21 protein-coding genes are annotated in these 19,177 nt (G+C 49.4%); 7 read left to right on the forward strand and 14 right to left on the reverse strand.

Going from position 1 to position 19,177, the window contains the following annotated elements; all coding sequences use genetic code 11:
- Positions 1-6: 6 nt before the first annotated feature.
- From J3369_RS13975 to J3369_RS13985, 3 genes are read right to left on the reverse strand one after another with little or no spacing between them, the layout of a single operon-like run.
- A complete protein-coding gene (locus J3369_RS13975) occupies positions 7-927 on the reverse strand; it encodes a MaoC family dehydratase (protein ID WP_349587946.1) in 921 nt (306 codons plus the stop codon).
- Positions 928-933: 6 nt separating this feature from the next.
- Entirely contained in the window at positions 934-1,374 is a 441-nt protein-coding gene (locus J3369_RS13980; protein WP_349587949.1) for a protein YgfX, read from the reverse strand.
- Entirely contained in the window at positions 1,361-1,612 is a 252-nt protein-coding gene (locus tag J3369_RS13985; protein WP_119501950.1) for an FAD assembly factor SdhE, read from the reverse strand. The genes J3369_RS13980 and J3369_RS13985 overlap by 14 nt, the downstream gene beginning before the upstream one ends.
- A 142-nt stretch (positions 1,613-1,754) precedes the next feature.
- Between J3369_RS13985 and ygfZ the strand changes: the two genes are divergently transcribed.
- Together ygfZ and J3369_RS13995 are read left to right on the forward strand one after the other, a co-directional pair.
- Positions 1,755-2,717 (forward strand): CAF17-like 4Fe-4S cluster assembly/insertion protein YgfZ, encoded by a 963-nt coding sequence (ygfZ, locus tag J3369_RS13990; protein WP_349587953.1) that lies wholly within the window; start codon positions 1,755-1,757, stop codon positions 2,715-2,717.
- 53 nt (positions 2,718-2,770) lie between these two features.
- A complete protein-coding gene (locus J3369_RS13995; RefSeq protein WP_303573091.1) occupies positions 2,771-3,256 on the forward strand; it encodes an FKBP-type peptidyl-prolyl cis-trans isomerase in 486 nt (161 codons plus the stop codon).
- Between the two features lie 55 nt (positions 3,257-3,311).
- Here the strand turns inward: J3369_RS13995 and J3369_RS14000 are convergent, their stop codons facing one another.
- Positions 3,312-3,650, reverse strand: coding sequence for a P-II family nitrogen regulator (locus tag J3369_RS14000; RefSeq protein WP_119501953.1), 339 nt, complete (start codon positions 3,648-3,650; stop codon positions 3,312-3,314).
- Positions 3,651-3,897: 247 nt separating this feature from the next.
- On the opposite strand from J3369_RS14000, the gene J3369_RS14005 reads away from it, so the two are divergent.
- A complete protein-coding gene (locus J3369_RS14005; RefSeq protein WP_349587955.1) occupies positions 3,898-4,440 on the forward strand; it encodes a GspH/FimT family pseudopilin in 543 nt (180 codons plus the stop codon).
- Here J3369_RS14005 and J3369_RS14010 read toward each other — a convergent pair.
- Positions 4,437-4,823, reverse strand: coding sequence for a type IV pilin protein (locus J3369_RS14010; protein WP_303573089.1), 387 nt, complete (start codon positions 4,821-4,823; stop codon positions 4,437-4,439). The two genes, J3369_RS14005 and J3369_RS14010, sit on opposite strands and share 4 nt — an antisense overlap.
- An 83-nt stretch (positions 4,824-4,906) precedes the next feature.
- Between J3369_RS14010 and J3369_RS14015 the strand changes: the two genes are divergently transcribed.
- The 4 genes from J3369_RS14015 to J3369_RS14030 are packed head-to-tail and all read left to right on the forward strand — an operon-like array spanning position 4,907 to position 7,659.
- On the forward strand, positions 4,907-5,416 hold the full coding sequence (locus tag J3369_RS14015) for a prepilin-type N-terminal cleavage/methylation domain-containing protein (protein ID WP_303573088.1): 510 nt from the start codon (positions 4,907-4,909) through the stop codon (positions 5,414-5,416).
- Positions 5,410-6,015 (forward strand): hypothetical protein, encoded by a 606-nt coding sequence (locus J3369_RS14020; protein WP_303573087.1) that lies wholly within the window; start codon positions 5,410-5,412, stop codon positions 6,013-6,015. The genes J3369_RS14015 and J3369_RS14020 overlap by 7 nt, the downstream gene beginning before the upstream one ends.
- On the forward strand, positions 6,008-7,126 hold the full coding sequence (locus J3369_RS14025; protein WP_349587959.1) for a hypothetical protein: 1,119 nt from the start codon (positions 6,008-6,010) through the stop codon (positions 7,124-7,126). The genes J3369_RS14020 and J3369_RS14025 overlap by 8 nt, the downstream gene beginning before the upstream one ends.
- 14 nt (positions 7,127-7,140) lie before the next feature.
- A complete protein-coding gene (locus tag J3369_RS14030; RefSeq protein ID WP_349587962.1) occupies positions 7,141-7,659 on the forward strand; it encodes a hypothetical protein in 519 nt (172 codons plus the stop codon).
- 6 nt (positions 7,660-7,665) lie between these two features.
- Here the strand turns inward: J3369_RS14030 and J3369_RS14035 are convergent, their stop codons facing one another.
- The 9 genes from J3369_RS14035 to ileS all read right to left on the reverse strand — a co-directional run bounded on the left by J3369_RS14035 (position 7,666) and on the right by ileS (position 19,154).
- The gene (locus J3369_RS14035) at positions 7,666-8,136 is read right to left on the reverse strand and encodes a type IV pilin protein (protein ID WP_119501960.1); all 471 of its coding nucleotides are present in this window, start codon (positions 8,134-8,136) and stop codon (positions 7,666-7,668) included.
- The gene (locus J3369_RS14040; RefSeq protein ID WP_349587965.1) at positions 8,136-12,203 is read right to left on the reverse strand and encodes a PilC/PilY family type IV pilus protein; all 4,068 of its coding nucleotides are present in this window, start codon (positions 12,201-12,203) and stop codon (positions 8,136-8,138) included. Before J3369_RS14040 ends, J3369_RS14035 begins: the two co-directional genes overlap by 1 nt.
- 11 nt (positions 12,204-12,214) lie before the next feature.
- Positions 12,215-12,787, reverse strand: a complete 573-nt coding sequence (locus J3369_RS14045; protein ID WP_303573084.1) for a PilX N-terminal domain-containing pilus assembly protein — start codon at positions 12,785-12,787, stop codon at positions 12,215-12,217.
- The gene (locus J3369_RS14050; RefSeq protein WP_303573083.1) at positions 12,787-13,626 is read right to left on the reverse strand and encodes a PilW family protein; all 840 of its coding nucleotides are present in this window, start codon (positions 13,624-13,626) and stop codon (positions 12,787-12,789) included. The genes J3369_RS14045 and J3369_RS14050 overlap by 1 nt, the downstream gene beginning before the upstream one ends.
- Positions 13,623-14,243, reverse strand: a complete 621-nt coding sequence (locus tag J3369_RS14055) for a type IV pilus modification PilV family protein (RefSeq protein WP_303573082.1) — start codon at positions 14,241-14,243, stop codon at positions 13,623-13,625. Before J3369_RS14055 ends, J3369_RS14050 begins: the two co-directional genes overlap by 4 nt.
- 156 nt (positions 14,244-14,399) lie before the next feature.
- Positions 14,400-15,344 (reverse strand): 4-hydroxy-3-methylbut-2-enyl diphosphate reductase, encoded by a 945-nt coding sequence (ispH, locus tag J3369_RS14060; protein ID WP_119501964.1) that lies wholly within the window; start codon positions 15,342-15,344, stop codon positions 14,400-14,402.
- An 18-nt stretch (positions 15,345-15,362) separates the two neighbouring features.
- The gene (gene fkpB, locus J3369_RS14065; protein ID WP_349587971.1) at positions 15,363-15,809 is read right to left on the reverse strand and encodes an FKBP-type peptidyl-prolyl cis-trans isomerase; all 447 of its coding nucleotides are present in this window, start codon (positions 15,807-15,809) and stop codon (positions 15,363-15,365) included.
- Positions 15,810-15,823: 14 nt separating this feature from the next.
- Positions 15,824-16,342 carry a signal peptidase II gene (lspA, locus tag J3369_RS14070; protein ID WP_303573080.1) on the reverse strand — a complete coding sequence of 173 codons (519 nt, stop codon included), beginning with the start codon at positions 16,340-16,342 and terminating at the stop codon, positions 15,824-15,826.
- Positions 16,335-19,154 (reverse strand): isoleucine--tRNA ligase, encoded by a 2,820-nt coding sequence (ileS, locus tag J3369_RS14075; protein ID WP_349587973.1) that lies wholly within the window; start codon positions 19,152-19,154, stop codon positions 16,335-16,337. Before ileS ends, lspA begins: the two co-directional genes overlap by 8 nt.
- Positions 19,155-19,177 lie beyond the last annotated feature (23 nt).

The raw sequence follows: 19,177 nt of genomic DNA on the forward strand, positions 1-19,177 counted from the left end.
GCCGGTTCAGTTTTTCACTGAACCGGTTTCGCCGGATATAACGGCACCTTTTATTAACGGCTCACCATTTGCGGTATTTTCCAGCAGGAAATCTGTTATGCCCCCTCCCCTGCTGATTTTAAGGTCCGCATTGCCGGGCAGAAATAGCGGGCGCTTAAATTCACAACTTATGTCAGTGCTGTGATCAGCTTTATCTGTTTCTGCATAACTCACCGCCATAGCCAGCGTCCACATGCCATGAGCAATCGCTTTGGGAAAGCCAAACAGTTTTGCAGTGAATGCGCTTAAATGAATAGGATTGGCGTCTTCCGAAATCCTTGCATAACGCCGCCCGGCATCCGCCGGTGCAGAAAAACTTGCAATGTTCTGCCAGCGTTCAGCGGCTTCTGCTTCCTCAGCGTTTTCATACGCTTGCGCTGAAGGTTTAAACGGTGGCTCGTGCCGCGGCGCTGAAGGCTCCACACTGTCGTCCACATGTGGCGCTTTTACCCGCACCAGATAAGTAGCTTCTGCCCGGTAACATTCCCTCTCCTGTTGCGTAGCAGTGGTATACATAAGAATATCCCAGCCCCGCCGGTGAGGTGTAATCGCAGAAAAACCGGTACGTAAAGTGACAGGTTTAGACAGCCGGATCCCGCTTTGCTGGATGATTTCGTTTTTCCTGTGTACCAGGCCAAATAAGGGGAACGGACTTCGCGGGTGAGCCAGACACCGCATCTGCAATGGCAGAGACAGCATCTGGAGATAACAGGGGTGCAGTCTGTCCCCGTGCTGCCAGTGAGTCATATCGCAGTAACGGTGGTAATGTGAAGGGTCAATCAGCTGTGTTTTACCACCATGAACACCCGGCACCGCAGGAGGCTTAAATTGCTTCAGTAATTGTTTGTCAGGGCGGTGCGTCAGCGCCCGGTACAATAAACTCATCATAGTTACTTAATCCCCTTGCGACTGATGCTGAACCAGTCTCACCAGACGGCGATAGTAAAGCTTCTTACATTCCCCCGGTAAAACCCAGCGATAACAAGCTGTGCCATCATAATGTGTACCGGCCAGGTAAATACCGAAAATCGTCACTTTGCTGCCGGATGATATTGTCAACGGCCTCACTGTACCGCTGCGGGCAGGCTCATACCACCGGTTTGAGTCCACCGTTATGCTTTCACAACCTTGCCGCATCTTATGTTGCCCTGCAAGCAGGATTAGCAGAAAGACCGGCACAACAGAGCACAGGAACACGGAAACAGTGTAATCAGGAAACCACGAAGCGGCGCTGGCAGGCAATGACCATATCGCGATGCCTGCAGCTACAAGAGGGATAGCTACCGCAGCCATCCGGATGGCACGGTAGCGGATAACGAAGCTATACTTTGACACGATCCAGAATGATTTTGACCATTCTTGCCAGCTCAGGGTCTTCACATTTCTGATGGCCCATGAACCAGGCAAACAAATCGGGGTCGTCACAGGTAAGTAAACGTTCAAATAAAACCTGATCGTCGTCGTTTAAGTCGTCGAATGCTTCTTCTACGAATGGCAGAAATAATACATCCAGTTCCAGCATGCCCCGGCGGCATGCCCACTTTAGCCGGTTACGTCTTTTCTCAGTGAACATCAATTAGGACCTCTTCATTGAACGGCAGCACTATACCAGAAGAGTCACGCCGGCTCACCGTACTTTTTGTCAGATTACAAACTTGTGAATTACAATTCGCCCCCCATAGTTAGAGTTCACGTTTAAAAGTTACGGATGGTTTATGTCAACGCCAGATTCACTTAATGAGTTAGTTTCAGACTTTGTTATTCCTCTGACGGGTTCCACAGTCATTACTGTTGAAGGTGAACAGCAAAATGATTACCTGCACGGGCAACTGACCATCAATGTAAAAAATCTTGCTGACAATACAGCCCGCCATGCTGCGCATTGTGACTTTAAAGGTAAGACATGGTCGCTCAGCAGTGTTTGCCGCTGGCAGAACAGTATTCTGATGCTGATGCCATCGGGTTGTGCAGAAGCCTCTCTGGAACAGTTAAAAAAATACGGCGTATTTTCAAAAGTTACCATTGAGAAAAAAGACAGCCAGCTGAAACAATATGCAGTGAAAGGCAAACAGGCAGAGCAATGGATTAGGGAATTTTTCGGTTCACTGCCTGAACAGACACTGGCCACTGTTCAGCACTCTGACGGTGTAGCGATCCGCGCAGATTATCCGCAGGACGTGTTTATTTTGCTTCTCAGTGAAACCGCTGCCGGCACGCTGGAGCAATGGCAGGCAGAACAGAACATCCAAACTTACAATTATTGCGTTTATGACGCCTTAATGGTGTCTCAGGGTATTCCTGAAGTCAGTGGTGAAGTGGTTAATGAGTTCGTTCCCCAGATGATGAACGTACAGGCGCTGGACGGCATCGATTTTAATAAAGGCTGTTACATGGGTCAGGAAGTCGTAGCCCGCACCCGTTACCTGGGTAAAAATAAGCGCGCGGGATACGTCTTTTGTTTACCCGCGGCAATTGATGTTAAAGTAGGTGATACCGTTGAGAAGGCACTGGATACAGGATGGCGCAGAGGCGGCACTGTTATCCGCTGTGCTACATTGGGCAAAGAGACCTGGTTCATGGCCGTGCTGCCCAACGACACAGAAGCAGACACGCCACACAGACTGGCGGACGCGCCTGACGTTCAGGCATGTTTTTACGCATTGCCATATACTGTATAGCAAGCAATGCAAATTCACGTGTTGAGAAAACACACCCCAAAACAGGAAATATTATGACAATCACGTCAGACAGTGTGGTAACACTACACTATACCGTTTCAACAGAAGACGGCACTACACTGGACTCTTCAGAAGGCAAAAACCCGCTGGTTGTGCTGCTCGGCAGACGCTTCCTGATTGAAGGTCTGGAAGATGCTCTGATGGGCAAAAATAAGGGTGATAAATTCGACGTCGCTGTAGCGCCTGAAAAAGCTTACGGTGAACGTGCAGACGAACTTGTACAAAGCGTACCTAAGTCAATGTTTGACGGTATGGATGTGCAACCCGGCATGTCTTTCCGCGCTACTTCTGAAGGCGGCGAACAATCTGTGATCGTTATTGAAGTCAGTGAAGAAGAAGTGATTGTAGATGGCAATCACCCGCTGGCAGGCGTGCCTTTGAAATTTGATGTGGAAGTCGTCGATATCCGTGAACCGACTCAGGAAGAGCTGGAACATGGTCATGTGCATGGTGAAGGTGGCTGTGGTCATAACCACTAAGCCCTGAACGGAATAAAAGAAGCCGGTGCAGCGTCAGCTCACCGGCTTTTTTGTATCAGATCGCTTCTTCGTTCTGTTCACCGGTACGAATACGGATAGCCGTTTCAACCGTGGTAACAAAGATCTTCCCGTCACCAATCTTGCCAGTTTTTGCTGATGACTCAATGGCTTCAATGGCCTGCTGAACCTGATCGTCTGCAAGTACCAGTTCCACTTTAATCTTTGGCAGAAAATCTACCTGATATTCAGCACCACGATACAGCTCAGTGTGCCCTTTCTGACGTCCAAAGCCTTTTACTTCGGTGACGGTCATGCCGGCAATTCCTACTTCGGCCAGTGCCTCACGAACATCATCCATCTTGAACGGCTTGATAATCGCTTCAATTTTTTTCATAACTTGCTACTCGTTGTTTAGTGAACTGATCCGACTAAGTCTATGTCGTTACTGCAATAGTTTACACAAAGATTGCCTCACGTACATAGACAAAGCATCTCTTTGACCTGCAAATTACCACACCGGAACTGCATTTTACTTTGCACGGTAAAGTATAGACATCCAGCCGTTTGCTGTCTTTTATATACGCATTTTCTGTGCATTTCGGTTAATCTGACCTTCGGGTAACTGAATTATTGCAACAGGTATGAACGCGCAAAAAGGACTGTCTCTGATAGAACTGATGATCACTGTAGCCATCATGGCTCTGCTGATCACTGTCGGCGCACCTGCCATGCAGTCCGTTCTCCAGCAAAACCGGGTGATAGCGGCTGTAAATGATATCAGCGGCGCTGTGCGGATGGCCCGTTTCACTGCCATTGATCAGGAGCAGACTACCCTGCTTTGCCCCACATCTGACTACAAAAATTGTTCAAATGACTGGACTCAGGCAAAAATCGTTTTTATGGATACCAATCTGAATGGTGCCAGAGACAACGATGAACCGCTTATACTCTCTACTGATCCTCTGGGTACCGGCCTTGGACTGGACGGAGTATCAGGCACTCTGACGTTTGCCGCTGATGGCAGTGTCAGCAATGCTGTCACCATCAAAATTTGCCCGTCGTCAAAGGATGCCAAAGCCGCATCGGCCGTGCTGATTACCTTATACGGCCGCGTATCTGTTGCCACAGATGCCAGTGGTAACGGCATTAAAGAAGATCTCAACGGCAGCGATTTGTCCTGCTAATGCCAGCATTTTACAGGCGCATATGTGCCTGCAGCATCCAGCGTCAACGTATCGCAGCCATCGTTTAACCCTTTAATCCGGTCAGCACGAAGTACATACCCGCCAGCAGAAACATTAATGACCGTGAACATATACTTATTAATGACCGGGGCCGATAACGCCACCTGACCGGCATAACCCGCATTCGCCAGACGAAACCGTATTTGCTCGGCCTGCCACCGCAGCAGTTGGCTTCTTGCCTGTTGCCGTTCGTGCCGGTTAAGCAAATCAACAAAGCCGGGTACTGACAATGCACTGAGAATACCGGTAACAGCCAGTGCCATCATCAGTGACATCAGTGTTACACCCCGTTGAGATAAAAATTCTTTCCTTTGGTACAGCATACAATTCCCTGCTCACAAAATAGACTGATATCACTTTATCAAACCGGCAGAACAGTTCGCTGCCGCCTATAAGGACAGTTGTCATGCGTCAGGGATTTTCGCTTACAGAACTGCTGGCCGGACTTGCCATAACAGCGATAGTGGCGAGTCTTTCTTTGCCTGCTATTCAACATCAATATCGTCTTGGACAACTGACCAGATTACTGGATGCAGTACAACTGCAATTCAGACGGGCGCAGGCTGTGGCACTTGCCGGCGGCCAGCACGGTTACATTGCCATCCATGCCGGCACATCCTGGTGTGCGGTGGTCACGTCAACGGTGTGTCATTGCAATATTCCTGCGTCCTGCTCAGCCTCAGCACTTTTTGAGCCGGTGGACAGTGGCGGGTACCCTGCCACATCGCTGGTTAATAATACGTTTAACCCGGCTCATTTTGCCCGGTTCAGCAAGGGTAGCGGCAAAGCTTCCGGTAATGCAGGCTCTCTGACTTTCGATGTGTCAGGACTCCGGGGCAAGATGATTGTAAGCAGCCAGGGCCGCATCCGCGTTTGTCTTGAAAATATGGACTACGGAGGATACCGGGCATGTTAAAGATCCAAAGGGGTTTCAGTCTGTCCGGCATGCTCATTTCCATGGCGACCGGCCTGACACTCATTGCCACCTCAGCATCACTGATTGCTTCAGTGAAAAACAGTCAGCAACGCCAGACCAGTGCTCTGTTGCTGGAAGATGAAATGGTTCGTGTCACATCGTTACTGCGGCAACAGTTAAGGGAAAGCGGTAAAACGGGAAATTACCTGCAAACCTTAATTCAGTCTGGGAATCCGGATACAACGTTCACCTCAAAGCTGGCAAGCGGCGCTTACGGAAATGAACCTGCCGGCAGTTGTATCATTTATGCATCAGATCTCAATCTGAACGGTGTTATTGACAGTCACCCTGTGAATGAGAGGAGAGGTTTCAGACTCAGAAGCAAGGCCCTGGAAACACGTATTAACGGCCGCACATGTACTCAATCCGGATGGCAGGATATTACCGATCCAAATTTTGTGACTGTCAGTCAGTTTACTGTGAGTCTGGACAGGAAACAGCAAACCACCGATATCACCGTTTCTCTTGCCATGGGTCTAAAAACAGCCAGTGACATTTCCAGACAAAATACATTTATTGTCACGGTATATCATGATTAGACTGGCCCGAAAACACAAGCTGCAATGCTCCGGCAACAAATTAGCGCCACGCGGAGCAATATGGACAGGTACAGTGCTGCTGCTATTGCTGATTGTTGTACCGGCAGGTGCCACACTGACTGTTATGCTGTCCGGCTCTGCTACGCGGTTTCTGTTACGAAAAAATGCAGTTGTTACCCGTGCAGATCTTGCCGGTGATGTTATTCAGGCTCAGGCCGAAATAAATTATGCAGCCAGCTGGCCACCTGCCCTGCTTTCCGGCGCGAATATGGTATTAAGTCAGCCGGGCGTTCAGACTGTCCGCCATGCAACAGTTCGCAACATCATCCTGGATGTCAGCCGCGCTGTGGACAATGGTATGCTCAGCTCCCGCGTGGAACTGACAAAGTTTCCTTTTTTGCTCTCCATTCCGGCCGCACCTGTGGTGTACAACGGTTCAACGCCGTTACTGGGCACATTTGCGCTGTATCTCCCGCCGGCAGGGTCTCATCCGGATTTTGTTTATTCATTGTGGTCCGCAGCTTCTGTTGATATGTCAGTCAATGGCAGGATGACCTGTGCAGATTCATTTACCGGTCAGGACTTATGTCCGGTATCACCGCTGAGTAATACGCCGTTTAAAAGTGCTGATATCAAAGATGCAGATAATAAAATCGCTATACCACCGGGAGATTATCTCTTCGGACTGGATTTGGACAACGCTGACTTAACCACCATCGCTCTTCTGAGCCGTAACATTTACACGGACTGTCAGGCTCTGCCCGCCACAGATGTCATCGTATATGTAAAAGGTGACTGTACGCTTTCAGGTAACAAAACCCTGGGCAACAGTGCGTCGCCTGTGTTGCTCATTATAGAAAATGGTCATATCAAAATGGAAGATAATGCGGTGGTGAACGGCGTTGTTGTCAGTTACCGAAGCAACAGCAGTTTTAGCCGGAAAATCCAGATTTCAGACAGCGCCATTATTAATGGCAGTTTGCTACTTAATCATCCCGCCACGACAGACAGTCACCTTCGTGTGGCCTATCACTACACTATTCTGCAGCACCTGCAACACCACCCTTTATTACAACAAACCGGCATAGTGCCCGGGGCAGCACATCCATGACGGAGCAGTTAACGATGAAAGGATTTGTACAGACTGAACTGCTGGTGGCATTTATTCTTTTAACCGGCTCTCTCACTGCCTGCCTGATGACCATGCAATCAAGCATTTCAGCAGCGCTGGCACTTCATGACGCAAGTCAGGGGTTACTGCTCGCGCAGACACTGGGCAAACAATTGTCAGATACCGGAAGAAACGGTACAGGTGAAATGGCTGACTTTTTCAATCAGGGTAATAACCTGTCAGCCAACGTGGTCAGTGGTACGCATACAGTAAACAGCGGACCGGTTGCGCCGGCAATGCAGTTCACAGTCAGTTGGCAAATCCAGCCCCGCTATGTCCATTCAGGAAATGTAACAGGCACTGCGGCAACAGCAGATGTTCCCTGGCCGGTACTGAAATCCGGTACGCTGTCGGTGAATTGGACAAGTCATGACGGCATCCAGGCCAGTAGTCCGGTCACAGTGAGCAGCCCTCACCCGCTCATTTCTGCAGATGTGCGTAAAATCAGCCGGCTGAATGCTTTAACACCATGAGAGGGATCAGCAGGACCAGCAATACTCTGAGCTGTCGATACTGCCGCTGTTATTTTCATCCCAGGCTTTACGCCCGTCGCTGTAATACAAAATGATACCATCCGATGCCTGACTGGTACCGGACACCGGCGTAGCTTTTATCTCGTAGTCAGTTGCAGAGGCAGCCTGAATGGTCAGGGTATAGCGCTTATCTGAGGCACTTTCAGAGGCCGGTGACCAGTTATTAAAAATAGTTGGTGTACCGGTATCACTGCCACCCGATGCAGCGCCCTCATAAGTAAAACCACCGGTATGATGACGCTCCATTGCTGCTGCGAACGCCATCAAATCAGACTGTGCCGTCTTACGGTAGCTTTCCTGAATAACACCCTGATAAGCGGGATATCCTACCGCTACCAGGATGCCCGCAATAGCCACCGCAATCATCAGTTCAATCAGAGTAAAACCACGCATTTCTTTCATTTTATCCTTTTTCATTATTGGCGCTCTTTCTCTGTGGTCCAGCTGTTTTGCTGTACCCGTTCGAAGCGGCCGAAGATATTTTGTGCCAGACAGGCAAAGGCCGATGTGCACTGCTCTTCGTTACCATCCTGGTCGACGCTGATCACCGCAGACACACACTCTGTGCCCAGACAAACTACCGGTTCCACGATTTCCTCAATGAGGATTTTCGTTTCAGGCGCAATACCGGTCTGTTTCAGCTCAGCGTAGCGATCCTTTTCATCAATATCTCCGTCATTATTCAGATCATCCACTGCATTACCCGTCAACATATCTACCAGATACGCACGGCTGTTACCGGTAGGTGGTGCACAGTCACTTTCTGAGCTCGCAGCCGGTACATACGTGGTGAAGAAAATTTTATAATCAATGATCAGAGGTGAAGACAACACTTTTTCCCCTCCGGTAGTCAGTTTTATAAACCAGCCATCTTTGCCTGCAAGCTGGGTTGCCGCCACACTTTGTGTGTTGGCGTCTGAACTGCTCAGTAACGAATTAGTGGCATCGTACAAAGTGGATTCAGTTACGCCTGTGTTGAACACATATTCGCCGTTGCTGTCGTGTTCAAAAACACCTTTGTCTTTAATGAAATAGAAACGGTCATCCACATCTACATCCAGCGGCGATGCGCGCCAGCCAGAGCCGATAGCGACGCCATAGAATAACTCATCGCCCAGCGCGATTTCAGAGACATCTGCACCGTAATAGAAACGGCGGTTATCTGTATTGGTTGCCCCGCCTAAATCAGCGATACGGGCACCTTTAACAAAGTCGCTGCCAGTTTTGCCGTTGTAGATATCCATACGGAACAATTGCCCCCCCATGTCTGACACATACATATGGTCTGCATAACCATCGTTATCACGGTCAATCACTGAAATCCGGCTTGGTATACTGTACTGCATCTCAGCAATATTGAGGTTGGCATCACTGTTACTGGCGTGCCAGAGTAACGCACCGGTATCTGCATCAAACATGTACACAGCATTACCAATACCATCAGGATCACGGGTCAGCTTAGTATCGTGACCGTCTGCGTAACCACCACCCACAATCATGACATTCTTTTCGGTACTGCCCATTTTCACTTTGGTAATGGTAGGACGGGACCAGGTTTGTCCCATTTTCTCAAGTCCGGTTGTGCCGCCACGGATTGCAAATACCAGTTTGGGAGATGTTTTGCTGGTTACATCGAATACATAATAATTACTGCCACCACGACGCATGCCAAGATACAGGTAGGTTTTACTGCCGACTGTGCGCAGAACCATATCACCGTCAAGGCCATAGATGTGTGTATACGAAGAGGCATTCTGGTAAAAGTCGTGCAGATTGGCCATCAGCTCTTTCGGAATAATCGCGAAGTTTTCTTTACCGGTGGCGGCATCAAAGGAATGCAGGAACCCCTGATTGGTTGCAACAAAAATGGCTGAATCATTGGTACCGTAGTTAACAATGACCGGCTGAGAGTGAATAGGATCGCCCATTTGCAGTCGCACATCTGAGGAGTCGCCGTCACCGTCAGAATCTTTAACGTCGACACCCCGTGACCATTTCAGCAACTCACTTCTCAAGGTTACCGGATTAGATGACGTGGTAATTGCCAGATCTGCGGTGGTGATGAGCGCATTGTTCTCATGCACGGCATTCAGACTGGATGCAATAGAACCCGGTGAGTCAAAGAAATACACATTACGGTTGATATTCATCTGGCTGGCCGTTCCGCCTTCCCTCACATCGTTGCCATCGGCCAGCGTGGACCAGTAGCTGTGAGATGAATCTGAGAAGAATCCTGTTACAGAGTCCACTGCTCCTGCGCCATTTTTATCCAGAATCGTGTCACCGCTAATTTTGTATTTTTTCACGTTACCGGGCCAGATAGTGCCCTCTGATGGCTTAAATAAAGCAAAATACAGCTCGTCTTTGTGGGTCAGACGGTTCATCTGGTTAACTGCCACACCCGGTGACACAAAGGTAGCATTTACGTCTTTTACTGAACGCAGGATAGTCTGGAAAGCCGTAAGCAAATCATCACTGTTATCCACCTGATAGAAACCACCGCCGCTTTGCAGCGCTATCTGGTTAAGGAAATTGTTGGCATTGCTGTTGGCAGCAAAACCGATAGTGTGGGTGATAACACGACGGTCTATCACAGACGTTTCCGTTTTACTGATGTTCTTCACCAGGTCCAGACCGCACTTTTCACCACCGGAACCGGTACAGGACTTGCCCAGCATTGACTGAATTTTACTGACACTGTGGTTACTGTTCGCTTCACCGTCAGACAGTAACACGATGTGGTTATTGGTCTGACACTGCAAATCTGTGACCGGAGAAATATAGGTTGCACCGGATGGAATGTATTCGTTAATACAATCCGCATCACTCAAATTGTCATCACTGCATCCGTAAGGACGGACCGGATCTGAGCCGCTGTAAGAATCACGGTGACTGACCCGGGTACTCTTACGCACATCCCCTGATACATTGTTGTTACCGCGGGTCAGGCCATAGTCCACAGACAAGCCGCCATAATAGCGGGTTGCCTCGTACAGGGTATCCACAATGGGGGTGTAACCACTGGCTTTAAGTTCGTCCACTTTGCCGATCAGGTGTTCACGTACGGTGGAAGAAACGCCCGGCGTTGCATTGCCGTTAAACTGAATGTAAAGCTGTGGTGCACGTGACGCACTGCCATTCACCGAATAAGCTCCACGGTCTCCGTAGAAATCACTTAATATCAGCATTAAATCATTACCGGCGCTCCAGCCACCACGATTGACCACTTCCTGAACCACACTGGAAATATCCGGAGAGACATGCTGCCATTTACGATAAAAGGTGGGCAAGTTCCAGGTAATACCACTGGTCTTCGACTTATTTCTGAGCAGGTAGCGGCTATAGTTATCAAAATCAGCCGCATCATTTTCTGCCGATGCAGAAATTTTCATAGATGCACTGCCGCCGTGATAATCATAACCGGTAAAGACCAGATAAGCCTTATTGATGGTAGCGTCCTTTGGCACGTTAATATTGGTAAAACGCATGCCGATGTACGCGTTGTAGTTTGAATTCATGGTCAGCTCAGTACCGGTGGACTGATAGCCGTTGTTCTTTTCCTCTGCATTATCCCTCGTGGAAGACACCTGAAACAGGCTTTCGCCGGAAATACAGCCTGTGGCAGTCGATTCATCATAGGTGACCACCAGCTGCGGAGAGCCTGTGGTGCCGTAATCTGCTGATCTGGCTTTGCGCTCACTGCTGCTGTCAGTACTGCTACCTTCAAGAATAAGACTCAGGTTCTGACCACCACACCAGCCTGCCTGGTCAACGATTTCCTGTATAACCGGTGAAAAATCCGGTGTTGAGATGACGTCATCAGTGACGGGAAATTCATTATCAGTGGTCCAGTCAACCTGACTTGCGGTTGTGGCTCTTGATGAGATGTCAGATGAAGCTGTGGAAAACGGCTGACTGTCGGCCGCCAGTTCACCGCGAATAGTGATCACAGAAGCCGCTGAGTTTAACTGTGAAGACGTCAGACGCATATAAGCGCCGGTAATTGTGGCGCCCTGAGGAATATTTAAACCTGTAAAACGCAAACCGCTTGTTACCGTTGCCGTACCGTAGGTGAAATAAACCGCATTGGTGTTCACATACACTGAACCGTTAATCTCGGAGGCATCGTCAGTACTGCCGCCGGTTGACGTGATCAGCTCAGGATTTATGGCTTCATCAATTCCCTGTAACGGAAAGAGTACCGGACCGCCATAATCAGAGAAACGCATCAGGCCGGCATTAATATTGGTTGCCTGGTCCAGCGCCGCTTTCAGCGCATTTTGTACTCTGAGCATCCTTGTCTGACTGGTGTTGTCATAAGCCGCCATACTGCCCGATGTATCCATAATGAACAGTACATTCGGCAAATAGGTTTTCGATGAGTCTGCTGTCCCAAGATAAATATCCAGATCGTCACCCCATGCCGCGAAGCCGATACACGACCACATAAGAAATGAAATAAACCAGCGTGATACTTTTTTCATTTTCATAATTCCTACTGCGAAGCGGGCGCGATAACAGCGGCAGTCACGGTATTTGCCACCACTGTTGAACGCTCGGCTACCTTGCCACACCCTCTGACAACAAACACGTGACAGTTAACGTTACTGCCACCAATTACATTACTTGAGCCTCTGCAGGCCTGCTCACGTACGAAAGCGGTTTTCGACCAGCTTTCAGTACGCATATCATTCTGATAATTACCGCTGCCGTTGTGTTCAGAGCCGGTATTCAGTACTGAGGTAGTTACCCGACGGTCAGTCCAGTTCTGATCAGAACAACTCAATGTATCGGTGTCGGGATCAAACTGAGTTCCCTGACGGGCTTCTGACAAGGGATCGGTTTTACTGGAATCGGTCAGTAAAATTTCGTCCTCAGCTTCAAAAAACACCCCGGCCAGTGCCGCTTCCGCAGCATCGAAAGCCTGACCGGAACGCTGCATCGACACAGCCATTTTACTCTGCCCAAGACTTGACGACACAGCACTGACACCAAGGATAGTCAGTGATAATAAAATAAGCAGCGCCAGAATAAGCACCATACCTTGCTGAGGCTTTAATCCTTGCATCACAGGCTCCTCACAAAATTCTTCATATTGCGTAACGCCAGTGTTTGCGTGAACACCTGGAAATAGTGCCCGCTGTCAGTAGCTACCGCGCTCTCATTCAGTACGGCAATATTACGGCTGGCGATATTCGATACCTGAGAGGCATCACTTTTTAACAACACCCCGATGCGTACCGATACAACCTGACGGTTAACCGCCCGCAATGCTGACAACTGACTGGCGGTGACATACTGAACAGCTTGTCCCTGAGAACCGGTGGCGGTGGCGGTGACGCCGTACTGCACCTGAAAACTCACGACATTATCCATCAGAACCACCGACTTGCTGGTACCTGTTGCCGTTTTTACACCACGCAATGCCCGGCCATCGTATCCTGAACAATAGAGCTTTTCTCCGGACACGTAGTAACGGTTCACCACGTGAAATTCGTCATTGCCTGTGTAGCCATAACGGTTTCCGGTGCAATCCTCCCGCCCCAGAAAATTCACAACCAGTTCATCAGCAGCGCCGCTTCCGCCCTGGCTTGAGCCGAGGGATGCGCTGGACAGATAATCCCCCGGCAAGCCGACAGGACGGTTCTGAATAAATGCCGCTTCAACAAGGGGGTCTACCGTGGTATCCACTCTGGCTACTACCTGGTCGTAGCGCCCGGCCTCAATAACTTCGCGGTTCAGCCTTGCCATAACAAAACGTCCTGACTCCTGCACCTGGCTGACCGCCTGATTCAGGGAATTTGTCACTCTGGAACTGACCATTGTCTGGATCACTGCACCGCTGATCACCAGACCCAGCACCAGCGCGATCATCATTTCGATTAAGGTAAAGCCCCGCTGATTCATAGTGTGATGTCCTTAACCACGCAGGCATTACTGTCACCGGAGTCAGGGTTACACCGGGTATTTAACGTGTACTGTTGCCTGGAGGAAGACGAAACCGGCCACGTCAGCATAATATGAATGCGGGAGCCTGCTGAGCAGGTGTCCGCATCTCCGCTGTTACTGTCAGTGCAAGACACATCTAATGTAATGGCTTTATTAGTTTGTACTGCTGCACAGGACAATGACCACGCATCGTACTGCGCTATCTGTGCTTCGCTGCATGTGCCGCTTTCACAGTCAGGAATGGAAGAAGGCAGGCTCAGACAGTGACACGCATACGTATCACCGGAACCACAGGACAGTGTGGCAAAATTATAATTGTTACTGGTGAAATAGGCGTTATTCACTACCATACCATCGCCTGCCGTGGCCGGCCGCGTGGCAGCCCGTAACCGCTCTGCTACCTGTTCGGCAACCAGCTCAGACTGTGTGCGGCTTATCGCATCCCTGTTCGCAAAAGAACCCACAAATTGCAGCGATGCAACGCCAAGCAGACCGATAGCAAGCACGAACAACGTTATGAGGACTTCAATGAAGCCCACACCGGTTTGCCGTTTTTGCAACGTATGCTGACGCATAACTAGTCTACCTGTTCAAAAATTAAACTTACCCCGCATTTATCCTACATCAGAGGGGCATTTTAATAAGTATCGGCAGAAATCGTTGGGTATTGAAAAGTATAATTCGCGGAGCAGCAACACTCCGCGATGAAGAAAGGCGTAACGGGGAAGGAGTTAACTGACTTGTTTAATACGTAACTCTTTAGGCACGGCAAATTCTACGTTTTCTTCACGTCCGGGACGTTCAGAAGCACTTTGCGCTCCCCATGCCTTAAGCTGATTGACTACCCGCTGCACCAGCACTTCCGGCGCAGAGGCACCTGCGGTAACACCGATGTGTTCAACACCTTCAAGCCACGCTTTCTGAATACAATTTTCATCGGCAATAAGATGCGCCTGCGCACCCATTTTTTCCGCCAGTTCACGTAGACGGTTGGAGTTTGAACTGTTCGTAGCACCTACAACCAGCAACACTTCGCAATCTGTCGCCAGTTCACGCACGGCATCCTGACGGTTTTGCGTAGCGTAACAAATGTCGTCTTTGCGTGGTCCGCTGATTGCCGGGAATTTGTCTCTGAGTGCATCGATAACATCCGCAGTGTCATCTACCGATAACGTAGTCTGACTGCAGAAATACAAATGCTGCGGATCCTTCACTTCCAGTTTTGCAACATCTTCGCTGGATTCCACCAGATAGATGCCACCTTCCGGATTATTGTACTGCCCCATCGTACCTTCTACTTCAGGGTGTCCGGCGTGACCGATGAGAATACATTCCGTGCCGGTCTTACTGGCTCGTGTCACTTCCATATGCACTTTCGTTACCAGCGGACAGGTTGCGTCAAACACTTTCAGTCCACGGGCTTCTGCTTCCTTTCGCACTGCCTGAGAAACGCCGTGAGCTGAAAAAATAACGATGCTGTCATCCGGCACTTCATCGAGCTCATCGACAAACAGTGCGCCACGCTCTTTCAGACCGTCCACAACAAATTTATTGTGAACCACTTCATGACGTACATAGATAGGCGGGCTGAACATTTCCAGTGCACGTTCAACAATAGTAATGGCACGGTCTACACCCGCACAGAAGCCACGGGGGTTGGCAAGATGTATTTGCATAAAACGCTCCGCTAAACCTTACGCTGCAGAATTAATAACGTCGATTATCTCGACATCGAAAATCACCGTCTGACCTGCCAGCGGATGATTGAAATCTACGGTAACAGAATCACCGGCAAGACTTCTGACAATGCCCGGTACTTCGCTGCCGTCAGGCTGGGAAAACGCCACGATCATACCTTCCTCAAGGTTTAAATCATGGCTGAAACGGGTGCGATCCATATGATGGATGTTATCCGGATTAGGCTGACCGAAAGCGTCTTCAGGGGCCAGCGTAAAGGCCTTTTTATCGCCCTTACTCAAACCCAGCAGGCACGCTTCAAAGTTAGGTGTCAGGCTGCCATCGCCCATCACCAGCTTGGCCGGCTTATTCAGACGGGTACTGTCAGCGGCAGAACCGTCTTCCAGCTTTAAATCGAAGTGCATGATCACTTCAGATTGGGCATTAATCACAAAATCACTCATACTGCGTGCTCCTGTTACGAATTTGAACCGGCGCTGTCAGACGCATTGCTTTCATCTTTACTGGTAAGCATGTCCCAAACCAGTAAGGCAGCACCAATAAAAATGGCGCTGTCTGCAAGGTTAAAAGCCGGCCAGTGTGACTGACCAACATAAAAGTCTAAAAAGTCGATAACGAAACCGTGAACCAGCCGGTCGTAAACGTTACCTATGGCACCGCCCAAAATAAAACAAAACGCTACCGGTAACAGCTTCTGCCCTTTTCCGGCCTGTTTAAGCCACCATAGAATAACGGCACTCACCCCTACTGCAATCGCGGTAAAAAACCATCGTTGCCAGCCTGAGGCATCATGCAAAAAGCTGAACGCGGCACCGTAGTTACGTACATAAGTTAAGTTGAAAAACGGCAATATCTGAATGGACTCAGACAATGCCATTTTGCCGATAACTTCGTACTTACTCCATAAGTCCAGTACCACCACGACAGCACTTATCCATAAAAAGCGCAGGCCGGTATCAGTCAACAGTTTAGGCATATTGACGATTTTCCCCTTCACCGTCGACGTTAGTTACGCAACGTCCGCATAATTCAGGGTGTGCTTCGTGACTGCCCACGTCATCACGGTGATGCCAGCAGCGAACACATTTTTCACCGCTGCTCTTCGTCACTTCAATGAACAGGCCATCCAGCTCTGTGGCTTTCGCGCTGTCTGTTTTTTCGCTTAACGGCAACAGCTCAACACCGGAAGTAATCAGGACGAAACGCAGTTCATCTTCCAGCTTGTCCAGTACAGATTTCAGTGCGTCATCTGCGAACAGTTTAATATTCGCTTCCAGTGAACCACCTAACTGAGCGTCCTTACGCGCCTGCTCCATCGCCTGGTTGGCCGCGTCTTTCACTGTCATCACTTTATGCCAGTAAGCATCGTCGAAGCCGCCTTCTGTCGCAAAGCCACCGAGACCTTCGTACCAGGCTTCAGTGAAAACAAACTCACTACGCTCACCGGGTAACGCATCCCAGATTTCCTGAGCAGTGAAACTGGTGACCGGTGCCATCCAGCGAACCAGCGCTTCGATGATGTGGTACAACGCAGTCTGGCACGAACGACGGGCATTGCTATCCCCTTTCGCCGTGTATTGACGATCTTTAATGATATCCAGATAAAAACTGCCCAGTTCAATTGAACAGAAGTGAGTCAGTTTTTGTGATACCACCAGCATGTCGTAATTGTTATACGCTTCAATGATTTCATTTTGCAGCTTTTCAGTGCGGGCAACGATCCAGCGATCCAGAGCAACCATATTATCCGGCGCAACCGCATCTTTAACCGGGTCGAAACCATTCAGGTTTGCCAGCAGGAAACGGGCGGTGTTACGGATCCGGCGGTACGCATCAGCAGCGCGTTTCAGGATTTCATCGCTCACCGCGATTTCGCCGCGATAATCAGTCGACGCTACCCACAAGCGCAGAATGTCTGCGCCCAGCTTGTTCGTGACCTGCTGCGGCGCAACCACGTTACCGATGGACTTGGACATCTTGCGGCCCTGCGCGTCTACAGTAAAACCGTGCGTCAGCACTTCTTTATAGGGTGCGTGGCCATACATAGCCGTGGAGGTCATTAAGGACGACATGAACCAGCCACGGTGCTGGTCAGAACCTTCAAGGTACAAGTCAGCGCTGGCCGGAATATCGTCACGACGTTCAACAACAAAATAATGCGTTACACCAGAGTCAAACCATACGTCCAGCGTATCGGTCACCTTTTCGTACTGCTCAGCATCAGCACCTAACAGTGCGGCATCGTCGAGATCCCACCAGGCCTGTATCCCTTTTTGCTCAACAGCTTGCGCCACTGTTTCAATGATAGCAGCAGTCTCCGGGTGTAGTTCACCGGAAATACTGTGTACATAAAGTGGGATAGGAACACCCCAGGTACGCTGACGTGAAATACACCAGTCGGGACGACCCTCTACCATTTTCTCGATACGGTTCTGGCCCCACTCAGGGATCCACTCTGTCTTCTCAATTTGTTCCAGAGACGCTTTTCTCAGGCCTTTTTTATCCATGCTGATAAACCACTGAGGCGTAGCACGGAAAATAATTGGCGTTTTATGGCGCCAGCAATGGGGGTAGCTGTGCTCATAATTGATATTCAGCAGCAGGTTACCATTCTCTTCGAGCTTTTCGATGATCGGTTTGTTTGCTTTGAACACGAACTGACCGGCAAACAGCGGCGTTTCGTCATTATAGACACCGTTATTTGCAACAGGGTTGTAAACTTCGATGTCGTATTGCTTACCAACATTGAAGTCGTCTACACCGTGAGCCGGTGCTGTGTGTACAAGGCCGGTACCGGAGTCAGTAGTAACGTGGTCACCTAAAATGAACGGTACAGTGATATCCAGGAACGGGTGATTTACGGTCAGCTTTTCAAGTGACTGGCCCGTGCAGCTTGCCACTGTTTTAAAGTTTTCCACGCTGTAACGTGACATACAGCTTTCAACCAGATCTTCCGCCAGGATTATCCAGTCACCGCCGTCCAGTTCTACCAGTGAATACGTCAGTTCAGGATGCAAACTAATCGCGCGGTTGGCAGGCAATGTCCATGGCGTGGTGGTCCAGATAACCGCTGACGCATTATGCACTTTTAAGTCACCGGCAGACACACCAAATGCAGCAGCAATTGCGTCTGCATCCGCTACCGGGAATTTCACATCGATAGCTGGCGAGACCTTATCTTTATATTCAACTTCTGCTTCTGCCAGCGCTGAACCACAATCTGTACACCAGTGAACCGGTTTGAAACCTTTTTCCAGATGTCCGGAGTCTGCAATTTTGCCCAGCGCACGGATGATGTCGGCCTCAGATTTAAAATCCATGGTCTTATAGGGATTATCCCATTCACCAAACACACCAAGGCGTTTAAAATCTGCCATCTGGCCGTCGATTTGCTTTTGCGCGTAGTCGCGGCACTTCTGACGAAACTCAGCCGCAGAGACTTTTACGCCCGGCTTACCGACTTTCTTTTCAACCATCAATTCGATGGGCAGACCGTGACAATCCCAACCGGGAACGTAAGGCGCATCGAAATCAGATAAGGTTTTGGCCTTAACGATAATGTCTTTCAGAATTTTGTTTACAGCGTGACCAATGTGAATATCACCGTTCGCATAAGGAGGGCCATCGTGCAAAATAAATGGCTTCTTACCTGCTTTTGCTGCGCGAATTTGTTTGTACAGGTCTTTTTCCTGCCAATCGTTAAGCATCGCCGGTTCTCTTTGCGCTAAGTTGCCACGCATAGGAAAAGGCGTTTCCGGTAAATTCAATGTCGGTTTGTAATCGCTCATAAACTCGTTATTTCCGTCCACCT

The sequence above is a fragment of the Alteromonas sp. NFXS44 genome (assembly GCF_040148705.1).
GTDB lineage: Bacteria > Pseudomonadota > Gammaproteobacteria > Enterobacterales > Alteromonadaceae > Alteromonas.